20 protein-coding genes are annotated in these 14,311 nt (G+C 69.8%); 12 read left to right on the top strand and 8 right to left on the bottom strand.

What is annotated here, in order from left to right; all coding sequences use genetic code 11:
* Window positions 1-14 precede the first annotated feature (14 nt).
* Window positions 15-863 (top strand): lysophospholipid acyltransferase family protein, encoded by an 849-nt coding sequence (locus OWR29_RS35570; RefSeq protein ID WP_438872701.1) that lies wholly within the window; start codon window positions 15-17, stop codon window positions 861-863.
* A gap of 60 nt (window positions 864-923) precedes the next feature.
* Window positions 924-1,877, top strand: a complete 954-nt coding sequence (locus OWR29_RS35575; RefSeq protein ID WP_267567877.1) for a hypothetical protein — start codon at window positions 924-926, stop codon at window positions 1,875-1,877.
* 13 nt (window positions 1,878-1,890) lie between these two features.
* On the opposite strand, the gene OWR29_RS35580 is transcribed toward OWR29_RS35575, so the two are convergent.
* A complete protein-coding gene (locus OWR29_RS35580) occupies window positions 1,891-2,607 on the bottom strand; it encodes a hypothetical protein (RefSeq protein ID WP_267567878.1) in 717 nt (238 codons plus the stop codon).
* A 46-nt stretch (window positions 2,608-2,653) separates the two neighbouring features.
* Window positions 2,654-3,124, bottom strand: a complete 471-nt coding sequence (locus tag OWR29_RS35585) for an NUDIX domain-containing protein (protein WP_267567879.1) — start codon at window positions 3,122-3,124, stop codon at window positions 2,654-2,656.
* 69 nt (window positions 3,125-3,193) lie between these two features.
* Here OWR29_RS35585 and OWR29_RS35590 point away from each other — a divergent pair, with 69 nt between their 5' ends.
* Entirely contained in the window at window positions 3,194-3,955 is a 762-nt protein-coding gene (locus OWR29_RS35590; RefSeq protein ID WP_267567880.1) for an alpha/beta fold hydrolase, read from the top strand.
* Here OWR29_RS35590 and sugE read toward each other — a convergent pair.
* Window positions 3,939-4,253: a quaternary ammonium compound efflux SMR transporter SugE gene (gene sugE / locus OWR29_RS35595; RefSeq protein WP_267567881.1), complete on the bottom strand. Its 315-nt coding sequence runs from the start codon at window positions 4,251-4,253 to the stop codon at window positions 3,939-3,941. The two genes, OWR29_RS35590 and sugE, sit on opposite strands and share 17 nt — an antisense overlap.
* Before the next feature lie 92 nt (window positions 4,254-4,345).
* A complete protein-coding gene (locus OWR29_RS35600; RefSeq protein WP_267567882.1) occupies window positions 4,346-5,059 on the bottom strand; it encodes a VOC family protein in 714 nt (237 codons plus the stop codon).
* A 29-nt stretch (window positions 5,060-5,088) separates the two neighbouring features.
* On the opposite strand from OWR29_RS35600, the gene OWR29_RS35605 reads away from it, so the two are divergent.
* The 4 genes from OWR29_RS35605 (at window position 5,089) to OWR29_RS35620 (ending at window position 7,854) form a co-directional block, all read left to right on the top strand.
* Complete coding sequence (locus tag OWR29_RS35605; RefSeq protein ID WP_267567883.1) at window positions 5,089-5,418, top strand: DMT family transporter; 330 nt, start codon at window positions 5,089-5,091, stop codon at window positions 5,416-5,418.
* A complete protein-coding gene (locus OWR29_RS35610) occupies window positions 5,415-5,738 on the top strand; it encodes a DMT family transporter (protein WP_267567884.1) in 324 nt (107 codons plus the stop codon). Before OWR29_RS35605 ends, OWR29_RS35610 begins: the two co-directional genes overlap by 4 nt.
* Before the next feature lie 28 nt (window positions 5,739-5,766).
* Window positions 5,767-6,249 (top strand): GNAT family N-acetyltransferase, encoded by a 483-nt coding sequence (locus OWR29_RS35615; protein WP_267567885.1) that lies wholly within the window; start codon window positions 5,767-5,769, stop codon window positions 6,247-6,249.
* Window positions 6,250-6,897: 648 nt separating this feature from the next.
* Entirely contained in the window at window positions 6,898-7,854 is a 957-nt protein-coding gene (locus OWR29_RS35620; protein ID WP_267567886.1) for a tyrosine-type recombinase/integrase, read from the top strand.
* Window positions 7,855-8,303: 449 nt separating this feature from the next.
* On the opposite strand, the gene OWR29_RS35625 is transcribed toward OWR29_RS35620, so the two are convergent.
* Complete coding sequence (locus OWR29_RS35625; RefSeq protein ID WP_267567887.1) at window positions 8,304-8,729, bottom strand: organic hydroperoxide resistance protein; 426 nt, start codon at window positions 8,727-8,729, stop codon at window positions 8,304-8,306.
* A 12-nt stretch (window positions 8,730-8,741) separates the two neighbouring features.
* Window positions 8,742-9,164: a MarR family winged helix-turn-helix transcriptional regulator gene (locus OWR29_RS35630; RefSeq protein ID WP_267567888.1), complete on the bottom strand. Its 423-nt coding sequence runs from the start codon at window positions 9,162-9,164 to the stop codon at window positions 8,742-8,744.
* A 79-nt stretch (window positions 9,165-9,243) separates the two neighbouring features.
* Here OWR29_RS35630 and OWR29_RS35635 point away from each other — a divergent pair, with 79 nt between their 5' ends.
* Entirely contained in the window at window positions 9,244-9,744 is a 501-nt protein-coding gene (locus OWR29_RS35635) for a GNAT family N-acetyltransferase (protein ID WP_267567889.1), read from the top strand.
* Here OWR29_RS35635 and OWR29_RS35640 read toward each other — a convergent pair.
* Window positions 9,726-10,502: an endonuclease/exonuclease/phosphatase family protein gene (locus OWR29_RS35640; RefSeq protein WP_267567890.1), complete on the bottom strand. Its 777-nt coding sequence runs from the start codon at window positions 10,500-10,502 to the stop codon at window positions 9,726-9,728. The two genes, OWR29_RS35635 and OWR29_RS35640, sit on opposite strands and share 19 nt — an antisense overlap.
* Window positions 10,503-10,630: 128 nt before the next feature.
* Between OWR29_RS35640 and OWR29_RS35645 the strand changes: the two genes are divergently transcribed.
* Together OWR29_RS35645 and OWR29_RS35650 are read left to right on the top strand one after the other, a co-directional pair.
* The gene (locus tag OWR29_RS35645; protein WP_267567891.1) at window positions 10,631-11,092 is read left to right on the top strand and encodes a heme-degrading domain-containing protein; all 462 of its coding nucleotides are present in this window, start codon (window positions 10,631-10,633) and stop codon (window positions 11,090-11,092) included.
* Between the two features lie 47 nt (window positions 11,093-11,139).
* Entirely contained in the window at window positions 11,140-12,099 is a 960-nt protein-coding gene (locus OWR29_RS35650; protein ID WP_267567892.1) for an NAD-dependent epimerase/dehydratase family protein, read from the top strand.
* Here OWR29_RS35650 and OWR29_RS35655 read toward each other — a convergent pair.
* A complete protein-coding gene (locus OWR29_RS35655) occupies window positions 12,088-13,038 on the bottom strand; it encodes a pyridoxal-phosphate dependent enzyme (protein WP_267568077.1) in 951 nt (316 codons plus the stop codon). The two genes, OWR29_RS35650 and OWR29_RS35655, sit on opposite strands and share 12 nt — an antisense overlap.
* 47 nt (window positions 13,039-13,085) lie before the next feature.
* On the opposite strand from OWR29_RS35655, the gene OWR29_RS35660 reads away from it, so the two are divergent.
* Both OWR29_RS35660 and OWR29_RS35665 read left to right on the top strand, forming a co-directional pair.
* Window positions 13,086-13,829: an alpha/beta fold hydrolase gene (locus tag OWR29_RS35660; protein WP_267567893.1), complete on the top strand. Its 744-nt coding sequence runs from the start codon at window positions 13,086-13,088 to the stop codon at window positions 13,827-13,829.
* Window positions 13,830-13,858: 29 nt separating this feature from the next.
* A complete protein-coding gene (locus OWR29_RS35665; protein ID WP_267567894.1) occupies window positions 13,859-14,251 on the top strand; it encodes a tautomerase family protein in 393 nt (130 codons plus the stop codon).
* The last annotated feature ends 60 nt before the right edge of the window (window positions 14,252-14,311 follow it).

Here is a 14,311-nt window from a genome sequence, read left to right on the forward strand (position 1 = left end):
TCATTGTCGGCCTGATGACCAGCACCCCCACCCCTTTCATGTGGCGGTTCATGCTCGCGCTGTCCCGCGCGGTCGTGTTCCCGCTGTGCCGGCTGCGCGTCTCCGGCGACATCCCCGACGAGCTGCGCGCCGGCCCGCTCATCCTGGCCGCCAACCACGTGAGCCCGTTCGACCCGGTCGTCATGACCGCCGCCTGCCACAAAGCCGGCATCGCCCCGCGCATCATGGCCACCGGCGGCCTGTTCAGCGCCCCGGTCGTCGGCGCCGCGATGAAGGCGGCCGGGCACATCCGCGTCGACCGCAACACCGCGCACGTCGCCGACGCCCTGCCCGCCGCCGCGCAGGCCCTCAAGGACGGCGCGCTCGTGCTGGTCTACCCCGAGGGCCGCATCGGCCTCGACCCGTGGATGTGGCCGGAACGCGGCAAGACCGGCGTCGCCCGCATGGCCGCCGCCTCCGGCGCACCCGTCCTGCCGGTCGCGCAATGGGGTGCGCACGCGGTTCTGCCGTACGAGACCCCGAAGCACCTGCTGCGGTCGGTGCTCAGGGCGATGCGGCACCGCCCCGTCGTGCACGTCCGCTTCGGCACCCCGGTCGACCTGACCGGCCTGACCGGAACCGCGGGCGCCCAGGCCATGCAGGCCACCCGCCTGATCATGGACGGCATCCACGACACCCTGATCCCGCTGCGCACCGGCGAACTGGAGACGCCGCGCTTCGTCGACGAGACCCGCGCGGTCGACATGGCCCGCGTCCGCCCCCGCCGCCCCACCGACACCGAGGCTGCGCCGCTCGTCGCCATCCAGCGCCGTCACCGCTTCCGCCTGCGTCGCCGCGCCGACCATCGCCTCACCCAGCGGTGACAACCGCCCACCGCCGGCTGCCTCAGTCGGCCCGATCCAGCGCGGCGTCGGGCGGGCGCCGTGGCTGAGATCCCCGGCTCACCAGGCGCCTTTGAGCAACCGCGCGACCTGCCCCTGCGCCGCCGCCGGCAGCTCATCGTGGCCGGCACGGTAGCCGTGGCCGCCGAGCAGATCGCCGGGATCCGCTACCCCGTCCCGGCCTACGTCACAGCCGGCGCCGCCGCCCTCCTGCTGCTCATCGCCGGGATGGTCATCGGCTGGCGCCGCAACCGCAAAGCCCCCGCGGTCCTGATCGTCGACGACAAAAACCGTTCCTTCCGTACGCCCACCCACGCCGCCGGCGCTCTCATGGCGCTCAGCTGCCTGCACATCGCCGGCCTGTTCCTGGCCGCCACCCGCGAATCAATCCTCGTCGGCCTGGGCGGCGCCGCCCTGTTCCTGGCCGTCATCGCCGGCACGTGGAGCGCGTACTGGAACGGCACCTGGATCGCCTTCCACCCCGACCGCCTGGTCGCCGCCAAAAGCACCGGCATCCTCACCGTCCCCTGGGACGCGCTCACACCTGACCAACCCGGCGCCGGCGACGAGTGGCACCAGGTCAAGCTCGCCTACGCCCACCCCGATCGCGCCACCACCACCGGCCTGCGGGTCAACCGCGACGAGGTCACCTTCGAGGCCACCAACGCCGACCTGATCATCAAGGCCGTCGCTACCTACGCCGCCCACCCCGACCGGCGAGCCGCCATCGGCACCCCCGCCGAATTCGATCGCCTGCGCGAAGGCCTGCCCACCCCGCTCCGCGGCATCTTCGAGGCACCCGAACCCGCCCCACGCGCCACCACGATCCGCCGCCTGGTCGTCGGGGCCGCCCTGTTCGCCGCGGCCGTCTTCATCGCCGACCTGGACCACTGGGTGCACTACGCCGGCACCCTGTTCGGCTTCGCCGCCGCCGAACAACTCCTCTCCGCCTACCGAGGCTGGCGCGCCGCCCGCCGAGCCCGGGCCACCGCCTGACGGCGCTATCGCGTCACGGCTTCTCGGCTAACTCGGCCAGCCGCGCCTCGACCTCGGCCAGCTCGGCCCGCAGGCGCCGCGCCTGCTCCTCGGCCTCGGCGCGCTCAGCCGTGAGGATCTGCTCCACCGCCTCTTGCACGTCGGGCATGTCGACCAGCGCCACCATCCGCAGCGCCTCGGCCGGGCGCACCACGTAGGGCTTCGCCAGCACCTTCGAGCCCTGCGAGGCCGCCACCGTCCACTCGCCCTCGGCGTAGGCCAGCGTCACCGTCAACGCCGGCGGCGGTTTCGGCTTGGCCGACCGGCCGGCCGCTTTCCGAGGCCCAGGAGCCGCCGTCACGTCATCCCCACCCTTCCGTGGCGCAGGCGCGCCTGCTGTCTGCGACCCGCCGTTGGCCTGAGTCTTCTTGGCGCCGGGCGCCGGCTGGTCAAGCACGAACGCCGGCCCCGGCGGCAACACCGGCTCAGCCGGGGGCGGCGGGGGAGCCGCCTTCTTCGCCACGGCCCCCCGCGGTGCTATCCGCAGATCACCGGGGGAGAAGGGCAACTCGTCGCGCCCGAACTTCACCACCACCCACTCGTCGGACTCGGCCGGATCGGCCAGCCCCACCACCTGCCCGAGCTGGCCCGCCACCTGCCCGGCCGCCTCGGTGAACTGCACCCGGGGCTTGCGCCCGGCCGCCAGCCCGTCGCGGATCGTCTGCAACTCGTCGCTGCTCAGCCCAGCCATCGCCCCAGCCCTCCACACACCTTCGAACATTTGTATGACACTTCTATCAGGTGCCTCCGACATTCCCGTCGGCGAGGAGGCCGGCCAGGCTCTCGCGTACCTCGGCCGGGTACAGATTCAGCGCCTCGAACCGGTCCGCGCCCACCCACCGCAGCTCATAGCGGTTGTCCGGCTCGTTCTCGGCCGCCTCCGGTCCTGACAACACGGGTACACCTTCGACGTCGGCCATAAGGAAGTAGGAGGCAGGACGCCCGTTGTGCCAACCCGTCCACAAGTGCCGGCCGATGACGGCCCGCAGGCCCGTCTCCTCGGCGAGTTCGCGCACCGCCGCCACCTCGGCGGTCTCCCCGTCCTCGACGTGACCGCCGGGCAGCACCGAATAGTGATGTCCCGTACAGAGCGGGCTACCGTCCTCGCACATCCAGCAGTCGGCCGGAGAATCCCGTCGCAGGAACCGCTTGATCAGCAACACGCGAGAACCGTCGATGACCACCGCGACCGCTCTGGGAACCTTCACGCGCAGGAGTATGCCCACCCGGGCCGACGGGGCTGCGAGCGACACCGGCGATCGGGCACCATCGTCGCCATGCTGCACGTGCATCACTTCGGCGACGACAACGGCACCCCGGTGGTCGCGCTGCACGGGCTGACCGGGCACGGCGGCCGGTTCCGCGCGCTGGCCGAAAAACACCTTCCCGGCGTACGCGTTCACGCCCCAGACCTGCGCGGCCACGGCCGGTCGACCACGTACCCGCCGTGGACGTTCGAGCAGCATGCGGCCGACATCATCGAGGTGCTGGACGACCTCGGGCTCGACCGGGCCGTGATCACCGGCCACTCCCTGGGCGCCACCATCGCCGTACACCTGGCACGCCTGGCCCCTGACCGCGTCGACCGGCTCATATTGCTCGACCCAGGCCTCGCCCTGCCGCCCCCGCTCGCCGAGGAGAGGGCCACGGCCGCGCTCGACCCGCCGACGTTCGACACGCCGGAACAAGCCGCGGGGGAGAGGGCGCTTTACTGGCCCCCGGAAGCCGCCCATCTGGTCGACGACGAGGTACGCGACCATCTCACCCGGCACGACGACGGCCGCTGGCGGTGGCGCTACAGCATCCCCATGGTCGCCGCCGGCTACTCCGAGCTCGCCCGGCCGGCCGTCACCCCACCGGCTGGCACAAATACGACCCTGGTCGTAGCGCTACGGTCGAAGGCAGTCCCACCCGGCTACGCCGACATGTGCGGTGACGAACTGAAAAGCGACTTCCGCCTGGTCGAACTCGACTGCGGCCACCAGATCCACCTCGAACGCCCCGCCGAAGCCGCCGCCCTCATCAGTGGAACAGCTTGAGACCGATCACCCCGGCCACCACCAGCAGCAACGACAGAATGCGCAGCACGCTCGCCGACTCGCCCAGAAACAGCATCCCGGCCAAGGCGGTGCCCACCGCGCCGATGCCCACCCACACCGCGTAGCCCGTGCCGATCGGAATGCTGCGCAACGCGTAACCCAGCCCGACCATCGACGCCACCAGCGCGACCGCGAAGATCACGCTCGGCGCGAGACGAGAGAAACCCTGCGAGCGGCCCAGGGCGACGGCCCACACCGACTCGAGCACACCAGAGACCACCAGAACGATCCAGGCCACGACGACACACCACCTTCAAGCGGTCGTCTTTGCCTGCCGGGTACGACACGTCCTCGTCCGGGGTATCCGCTGCTGCGGTACCGCCACCCACGCTAGCAAACCGACGGCGTACGGCCAGTGACGCAATACTCCCGGCCAGAAGGATCACGCAACGTCGTCCAGTCACCCTCGACCCGCCGCACCACCTGCGCCCCCAGAGCCACGTGCCGCGCCACCTCACGATCCACGTCGTCACAGGCCAGATCCAGATGCATGCCCGCCGAGGCCGACCCGACCCGCTGCAGCAGCAACTTCAACGGCATGCCCGCACCCCGCTCCAAGTGCACGAACTCCGGCAGATCAGACGGCCGAGGCATCCAGCCGGTCAAGGCCGACCAGAACGACAACTCAAGATCAAAAACGTTCCCGGGTACGTCGACACACACCTGATCGACCACACTCGTCTGCCCGCCCGGCCACCGCACCGGCGACGGACACGACACCTCACCCGCCCACGGCACCAGACAGAACACCGCACCGGCAGGGGAGCGCAGCACCACAAGATCACCCTCGTCGAGCACCACCTCGGCGCCCAGCCCCACCGCCTCCTCAGCACCGGCCGGCACCGACGAAACATGCAGGTCGAGATGCGTACGCGGGGGAGCAGCAAGCACCTGAACCCGCAGACAGGGATCACCGACCACCGGCACCAACGTCGCGAAATCCCCGCGCCGCGGCGACAGAGACGCACCAGTCACCGCCAGCCAGAACCCCTCCACATCACGCGACGGCGAATCCAGAAACCCCGTGACCCACCTGACGTCCACGACATCGCCCCCTGTAAAGATTGACCGACATGAAGTGGATCACCCTCGGCAGCGCGATCATCTCAGAAGTCAGCGCCAGCCTCGCCCTGCGCGCCGCCGTCGACCACCCCGCCTGGTACATCCTGGTCGTCACCGGCTACATCGCCGCCTTCATCCTCATGTCCCTGCTGCTGCGCCAAGGCATGCCCATCGGCGTCGCCTACGGCATCTGGGCCGCCAGCGGCGTCGCCCTCACCGCCCTGGCCGCCGCCGCCATCTTCGGCGACCCGCTCACCTGGCTCATGACCGTAGGCTTCGCCGCCATCATCGGCGGCGTCCTGCTCATCGAAATGGGCTCCCGCACCGAGGCCGCACAATGAGCTACCTCTACCTGGGCCTGGCCATCACTCTCGAAATCAGCGCCACCATGGCCCTGCGCATCAGCGACGGCCTGCGCGTCAAGAGGTGGATCGCGCCCATCCTGCTCGGCTACACCGTCTCGTTCACGCTGCTGTCGCTGGCCCTGCAGGAGGGCATGCCGATCGGGATCGCGTACGGCATCTGGTCGGCCATCGGCATCGCCGGGACAGCAGTGATCGCCCGAGCCGCCTTCAAGGACCCCCTCACCAAGAAGATGGCCGCCGGCATCATCCTGGTCATCATCGGCGTCCTCCTGGTCGAGTTCGGCAGCCACCACTAGTTGATCAACTCCAGCAGGGGAGAGGCGCATGAAAATCCGCCCGGCCACCCACACCGACGTCAAAGCGATCATGACCATCGGCGAGAGAACCTGGCCCCAGACGTACGCGTTCGCCGGCCCCGACTACATCAAGCACGGCCTCGCCACGTGGTGGTCCGCCGAAGCAGTCGAACGCAGCCTGCACACAACCAAGGTCCTGATCGCCGAGAACGACAAAGGCCCACTCGGAACCGGCAACATCGACCTGCGCGCCGAGACGGCCGTCATCTGGAAGCTGTACGTCGTCCCCGAAGCCCAGGGAACCGGCGCCGGCAGCGCACTACTGACAGAACTCGTGCGCCTCGCCGGCAGCAAACCCGTCCAGCTCGAGTACACCGACGGCAACACCCGAGCAGCCCGCTTCTACACAGCCCACGGCTTCACCGAACTACGCCGCGACCCCAGCGACCAGCCTGAATGGCCCGACACCGTCTGGCTCCACAAATCCATCGACGATATCTCAGGTCGTTAATCGACATTATGTAAACCTAGCTAAGTAGGAGCGGGCAAGCGCATCGAGCGCACGGCGTCTCCTACCGCGGAATGCACGCCCGGCCCGCCGTCATGCAAGTGGGTTCGGCGGGCGGCGACTGGCACGGCTCGCCCCACTGGCCGACGAACCCGCGGGTGCGAGTTAGGGCCGGCTCGCGCGGGCCCGGCGCTGCTCGGGTTCGTCAGCAAGAGAATTACCGCTCGCTCATCGCTGCAGTAGATCGATCGCTGAACCGCTGACGCGCTCGAAAGCCAGTCTGGGCGCATGCGGCGGTGCTCGAACATGCGTGTTCAAGGGCGCTAGTTGAGCGAATGAGCATCCTGCTTCACGATTCGCTCACCCGATGCGGCTGGTTATGCACGTTCGCTCACTGCCGTACGGCATCACTCACTCGGGTGTGCGGTTAGCGCTCACTGGTGCACGTTCGCTCACCATCGCTCTTCACCGTTCACGCCGCGGCGCGCAAAATGCTCGTTCGCTCACCGTTGTGCATCTTCGATCAGCCGCACGCTGCGCGTGGTCCACTGATGTATGTACGTTCGCTCGCTCGCCTCTTTCGGCTCGGAGATGCCAGGCTGAGCGACAGCTAACCGTACAAACGTGCGAAAGTGCTGTATATTGTCTCTTATGCACGATAACGGAGGAATCGTAGTCAGTGAGCTCATCGGGGACTTTCTGGCGGCTCGAGCGGTACGCAAGCCGTCTGTGCACACCTTGGCTGCGTACGAGCGGGACCTGAACTCGGTTGTCGTGTTGATGGGCGGCGAGGGGGTTACTTTGGGTGACCTCTCCCCTCGTTCGCTGCGGTTGGCGTTTGCGGCATTTGCGAGCTCTCGGGCCCCGGCTTCGGTGGCTCGGGCCTGGTCCAGTTGGAACGCGTTCTTCACGTTTCTGGTGACTGAGCAAGTGGTAGCCGGTAATCCGATGTCGGCGGTGGACAAGCCGAAACAGGCGCTCCACTCCCCTAAGCCGTTGCGGGGTGAGGACACTCCGGAGCAGTTGCTCGACGCTGTGAGCAGGGCGGATGACCGTCAGCGGGATCCCTGGCCGGAGCGGGACGTGGCTGTGCTGGCTCTTGCGCTCTGTGCTGGGCTGCGGCTGTCGGAGCTGCTGGCCTTGCGGGTGGGCTCGTTCCTGGGGCGTCCGGGTGAGCGGCGGGTCGAGGTGGCCGGTAAGGGCGGGCGGCCGAGGACCGTACCGATCGAACCCGAGTTGGACGCCGTGGTGGAGCGTTATGTGGAGAGCCGGCGGTTGCGGTTCGGGCGGGTGTCGGCCGGTGACGCGTTGATGGTGGATCGCAAGGGTGCTCCCCTGCAGCGTGGTGGTCTGCAGTATTTGGTGAGCTCTTGTTATCGGCGGGCGGGCGTCAACGATCGGGTGCCGCGGGGTGCTCAGCTGCACGCTTTGCGGCACACGTTTGCCACTCGCCTGGCTGAGGACGGGGCCAATGCGAGCGAGATCATGCGGCTGCTGGGGCACGCGTCGCTGGCTACGTCGCAGAACTACATCGAGGTGACGGCAGAACAGCAGCGCGCGGCCGTGCGGGCGAACCGCACGAACCGCGCGCTGGGCAAACTGGCGTAGCCCGCCGGAACCCGGCGTCGATGGTGGCGCGAGCGCCCGTCGGGGCTGCTTTCAGCACGGCGACAGTGCGGCCAGGCGACGGTGAGAGCCTTCGGCGGAGCGGGCGAACCGCGCGCTGGGTGAAACTGGCGTAGTCCGCCGGGTCCCGGCGCCGATGCTGACGCGAGCGCCCGTCGGGGCTGCCTTTCAACACGGCGACGGTGCGAGTCCTCGGCTGTGCGGGCGAACCGCGCGCTGGGTGAAACTGGCGTAGTCCGCCGGATCCCGACGCCAGTGCCGACGGCGAGCGCCGTCAGGCCGACGTACTGGCCGGCCGCCCTGTCGCGAGCGCCCGTCGGGCCGCCCTGCCGGACCGTCTGACGCGAGCGACCGAGATAGGCCGCCCCTGACAAGCGCCGCCCTTAAGTGAGCGCCGGTTGGGGCTGCCGGCCAGCACGGCGTCGGTATGGTCAGGCGACGGTGAGCTGGACGTCGATGTTGCCGCGGGTGGCGTTGCTGTAGGGGCAGACCTGGTGGGCGGCCTCGAGCAGCTGCTTTGCGGTGGCCTCGTCGACGCCGGCCAGTTCGGCTTCGATGGTGGCGGCCAGCTGGAAGCCGGGGGTGCCGTCGGCCTTGGGGCCGATGCCGACGTCGACGGTGATGGCGGTGTCGGTCAGTTCGACCTTCTGGCTGCGGGCGACCATTTTGAGGGCGCTGTGGAAGCAGGCGGCGTAGCCGGCGGCGAAGAGCTGTTCGGGGTTGCTGTGGGCGCCGCCCGGGCCGCCCATCTCTTTCGGGACGGCGAGGTCGAAGTCGAGGACGCCGTCGCTGCTGCGGACGTGGCCGTTGCGGCCGTCGCCGGAGGCGGTGGCGCTGGCGGTGTAGATCGCGGTCACTGGTGTTCCCCTTCAGTTGGCGCCGCGGATGCGGCCGAGCAGGTGGTGGAGCTGGATGAATTCGTCTTCGGTGAGGTCGACGGTGCAGGCGACGCGGCGGGGCAGGTCGGCCAGTTCGTCGCGCAGGCGCCGGCCGGTGCTGGTGAGGTGGACCTCGACGGTGCGTTCGTCGGCGGTTCCGCGCTGGCGGGTGACGTGGCCGGCCGCTTCGAGCCTTTTGAGCAGGGGCGAGAGGGTGCCGCTGTCGAGGTCGAGGATTTTGCCGAGTTCGCGGACGGTGGTGGCGCCGCGGTGCCAGAGGACGCGCAGGGCGAGGTATTGCGGGTAGGTGAGGCCGTGGGGGTCGAGGGCCGGGCGGTAGATGGCGGTCATGGCGCGGCTGGCGGCGTAGAGGTTGAAGCAGACCATCTGCTCGAGTCCGGTGCTTTCGACCATGCGGAAACCGTAGCGGGCAATTAAGTTGTGCGCAACTGAAGTGTGGCGATGATCGCCACGGTGTGTGATCATCGCTCGCGTGCCGGATGTCCGATTCGTACAGCTCTCCCCCGCGGCCCTGGCCGCGCTGATCGACGGTGACCTGGCTGCCGCAAGCGCGGCGGCGGGCGCTCCCCTCAGCCAGTACCTGGTGGATGAGGCCTGGTTGTGGCGTGTGCGCCTGACCGACGTCGAGGCCGATCCGGCCGCCGCCGAGTGGATCGCGCGGGCCGCCGTGGCCGAACCGGAGGGTGTAACAGTCGGTCACGGAGGGTTCCATGGTCCGCCCGACGAGAACGGGGTGGTCGAGGTGGCCTACTCGGTCGCGCCGGAGCATCGCCGCAAGGGGTACGCGAAGGCCATGCTGCGCTCGTTGCTCGCGCGCGCCGACGCGGACCCGCGCGTGACCGCCGTACGGGCAAGCATTCGCCCTGACAACGTGGGGTCGAGGGCGACGATCGCCGGGTTCGGGTTCAGGAAGATCGGCGAGCAGTGGGATCCCGAGGACGGGCTGGAAGACGTCTACTTGCGGTCGAGCTGAACGACCAGCGGCAGGTGGTCGGAGACGGCGGGCCGGCTGGTGGTGACCTGCACGACGCGGCCCAGGTCGTCGAGGCCGCGCGGGTCGGCCAGGATGTGGTCGAGCTGGGCGCGGGGCATGGGGCTGGGGAACGTGGCGGCCCGGGCGAGGGTGCGCCAGCCGGTCACGGCGCGGACCGGACGGGCGGGCATGTTCAAGTCACCCAGCAGCACCCGGGGTGCGGGCAGCGCGCGCAGGGCCCGTACGGCATGACGCAGTTGCCGCAGGTTCCAGCCGGGCACGAACGACAGGTGGGTGGTCGCGACGGTCATCGGACCGCCCGGTGTGTCGAGGACGGCGGCCAGCAGCACCCGCGGCTCGTCCTTGAGCAGGCGCAGCCCGTTGTCGGGGTCGTAGATGGGTGAGCGCATGGGCGCGCCGGGCAGCGTGGTGATCTGCCAGCGGCTCACCGGATAGCGGCTGACCAGGGCGATCCCGTACAGGGGATGGTCGTTGTCGTCGTCGCTGCGCCACGGTTGCCACTGCTCCCCCGGCGTGCCGACGACGGCCGCGGCGAAGCGGTGCACCGAGGCGCCGAGCGCGTCGGCGGCGATGGCGGTCAGGTCGAGATGGCCGCTGCGGGGCTGGGCCTTGTCGACCTCCTGCAGTCCCAGGACGTCGGCGTCGAGGTCGGCCACGGCGTTCGCGACCCGGTCGGCGTGTACGGTGCCGTCGGACAGGGATCGGCCGTGCAGCAGATTGAAGGTAGCCAGGCGCACGGGAAGTACTTAACCAAATCGGAGTCACACATGTTCATCAAGGCGATCTGCTGCTCAGTGATGATCTTCATCGCAGTGGCGGCGATCGGCATCTGGTTGCAGCGCCGTCGCGGCCGATAATGCCTGACATGACTGATGATCTGATCGCCGAGCTGGAGTCCCAGGAGCGCGAGCTCGAGCTGAGCCGTTTCGACAACGCCGACGCGTGGCGGCTGGGCAGTTCCCTCGTACGCCTGGCGACCGACCGGGAGCTGCCGGTGGCGATCGACATCCGCCGCGGCGCCCAGCAGCTGTTCCACGCGGCGCTGGCCGGCAGTGTGGCCGACAACGACCGGTGGATCGAGCGCAAGGTGCGCGTGGTCGAGCGGTACGGGGTGTCGTCGTTCCTGGTCGGGCGGCGGCTGGCCGCGAAGGGTCAGGAGCTGGACGCGGGCATGGGCGTGAACCCGGCCGACTACGCGGCGCACGGCGGGGCGTTCCCCATCCGTATCAAGGACGTGGGCGTGGTCGCGGTGGTGACCGTGTCCGGGCTGCCGCAGGCCGAGGACCACGCGCTGGTCGTCGAGGCGCTGCGGGCGTTTCGCTCGTAGCAATAAAACCTTCCGGTGCCGGTTCCCGGGAGGGCAGGGTCGTGGTCATGAGACTGCTGATCCTGGGCGGGTCCGGCTTCGTGGGCCGGGCCGTCGCCGACGAGGCCGTTCGCCGTGGGTACGACGTGACCGTGTTCAACCGCGGGCAGCGGGATGCGCCGGACGGTGTGACCACGCTGACCGGGGACCGGCTGGGTGATCTCAGCGCGCTGGAGAGCGGATTCTGGGACGCGGTTGTCGACACGTGGTCGGCCCAGGGCGAGGCGGTGCGCCGGACGGCTGAGCTCCTGAGCGGAAGGGCCGGTTATTACGCGTACGTGTCAAGCCGCTCGGTCTATTCGGGCGAGCAGCACGAGAAGGCTGAGGACGCGCCCCTGGTCGACGCGGCCGACGAGGGGTACGCCGGCGACAAGCTGCGCGGCGAGCAAGGGGCGGCCGCCTTCGACGGTCCGGTGCTGCTGGCCCGGGCCGGGCTGATCCTGGGACCGCACGAGGACATCGGCCGGCTGCCGTGGTGGCTGAACCGCCTCGCGCGCGGCGGCCCGACCCTGGCGCCGGGGCCGCGGGACAACACGCTGCAGTACATCGACGCCCGCGACCTGGCCAACTTCCTGCTCGACGCCTCCCTCGTCCACGCTGCCGGCCCGTTCGACCTGGTCAGCGAATCCGGCCACACCACCATGGGCGAGCTGCTGGACATCGCCAACGAGGTGACCGGCGGGCGGGCCGAGCTGCGCTGGACCGATCCGTCGGTGATCGAGGCGGCCGGGATCGAGCCGTGGACGCAGCTGCCGATCTGGCTGCCGCCGGGCGAGCTGCACGACTTCCTGCACGACGGTGATGTCAGCAAGGCGTACGGGCAAGGTCTGGTCTGCCGCCCTGTGCGCGAGACGATCGCGGACACGTGGGAGTGGCTGCAGAGCCTGCCCGGCGACGCGCCGCAGCGGGCGGATCGGCCGCGGGTGGGCGTGGACCCGGCCGTGGAGGCGAAGGTGCTAGGCCAGTAGCTCGGCCAGGCGGGCCGCGCCGACGTTGCCACCCGAGATGATCACACCGATCCTCGCCGGCGGCGGATCGAGGCGGCCCGCCAGCAGCGCCGCCACACCGGAGGCGCCGCTGGGTTCCATGACGAGCTTGAGCCGGTCGACCGCGAAGCGCAGCGCATCGCGGATCTCTTCGTCGCTGACCAGCACGATCCGGTCGACGAGCTCCTTGTTGATCGAGAAGGTGAGCTCGCCTGGGGTGGGCGCGGCCTGGCCGTCGGCGATCGTGCGCGGCACGGGGATGCTCACGCGCTCCCCCGCGGCCAGCGACAGGAACGTGTCGTTGCCGGCCTCGGGTTCCACTCCCACGACCCGGATCTCCGGCTGCAGGCCCTTGGCGGCGATGGCGCTGCCGGCGATCAGCCCGCCGCCGCCGACCGGCACCAGGATCGCGTCGAGGTGGCCGACCTCTTCCAGCAGCTCGAGCGCGGCGGTGCCCTGACCGGCGATCACATCCGGGTGCTCGTAGGGCGGGATGAGCGCGAGACCGCGTTCGGAGGCCAGCCTGCTGCCGATCTGCTCCCGGTTGCCGGTGTACCGGTCGTACGTAATGATTTCGGCCCCGTAACCGGCGACGGCGTCGAGCTTGGAGCGCGGCGTGTCCTCCGGCATCACGATGACGGCCGTCGTGCTCAGCTCTTTCGCGGACAGCGCCACGGCCTGGGCGTGATTGCCCGACGAGTACGCGGCGATCCCGCGCGCCAGCTGCTCGGGGCTCAGCTTGCGGATGGCGTTGTAGGCGCCACGGAACTTGAACGCGCCGATGCGCTGCAGGTTCTCGCACTTCAGGAACACCTCGCAGCCGGCCCGCTCGTCCAGCGTCCGCGAGCGGATCACCGGCGTGCGGTGGGCGACCCCCTCGATGCGCTTGGCCGCCTCCCGGACGTCCTGCAAGGTGACCACCATAAGTCGTTTCCCTCCTGAGCGCGGTGCCGCTAGCCTCCGCTTCGATGACGCTATCCCATGATTCCGACGGTTCCGGCTCACCCGTTCTGCTGCTGCACTCGACGGTCTGCGACCGCCGCATGTGGGACCCGCAGATGGTGGCCCTGGCTTCGGCCGGCTTCCGGGCCGTGCGTTGCGACCTTCCCGGGTACGGCGACTCGCCCGTCCCGGTCGAGCGGTTCAACACGGCTGACCAGGTGATGGAGCTGCTGGACGGCGTGGACCAGTTCGCCGTCGTCGGCTCGTCGGGCGGTGGCCTGGTGGCGCTGGAGATCGCCGCCCGCTGGCCGGCACGGGTGACCGCCCTGGCACTCCTGTGCACGGCCGCTCCCGGGATGAACCCGTCGCCCCAGCTGCAGGAAGTGTGGTCCCAGGAGAACGCCTTCATCGACGCAGGCGACGTGGCCGGCGCGACCGAGCTCATGGTGAACACGTGGGTCGGCCCGCTCGCCGACGACGCGACCCGTTCCCTGGTCCGGGACATGCAGCGCCGCGCCTACGAAGTGCAGCTGGCCGCGCCCGACACCGAAGAGTTCGAAGTCCCGTACGGGCTGGAAGCCATCACCGCCCCGGCGCTCCTGGTGTCGGGGGCGCACGACCTGCCCGACTTCCGCGGCATCGCCGAAGGCCTGGCCACGCGCCTGCACCACGCCGTGCACGTCCCGCTCGACTGGGCCGGCCACCTGCCCAGCCTGGAGGACCCGGCGGCGCTCAACGACCTGCTCCTGCCGTTCCTGTCCGAGCGGTGACCAGCCCTCTCTGAGCTCGGGGAGCACCGATGCCGCACGTGACGCTGTACGCCCTCGAACCCCAACTAGCGGGCAGTGAAACGATGCTGATCGGCGCGCTGACCGACGCCGTCGTTTCCGTGTACGGCGAATGGGCGCGCGCCTCGGTCGACGTCCGCCTCATCGGCATCCCGCCCGGCCGGTGGGCCCGCGGCGGCACAGCGGTCGACACCGCGGCGCCCGTGGTCAGCTTCGGCATGCGCGAGGAAGTGTTCGCCCGCCCCGACGCCGCCGAGGTCGTCGCCCGCCTGGTGTCCGCCTTCACCGACGCCGTCACAGCAGTGTTCGGCGACGAGCACCGCGACGACATCCTCGTCGAACTGGTCGGCCAGCCGACTTCCCGCTCGGGCCTAGGCGGCCGAGTGATCAGCGCCCAGCAGTAGAGAGCGCCGGCCGGTTGGTGCACAACTGGATGGCGTAAATATTGACGTCAATATTGATTC

This window comes from Paractinoplanes pyxinae, assembly GCF_026626335.1.
GTDB classification, from domain to species: Bacteria; Actinomycetota; Actinomycetes; order Mycobacteriales; family Micromonosporaceae; genus Actinoplanes; species Actinoplanes pyxinae.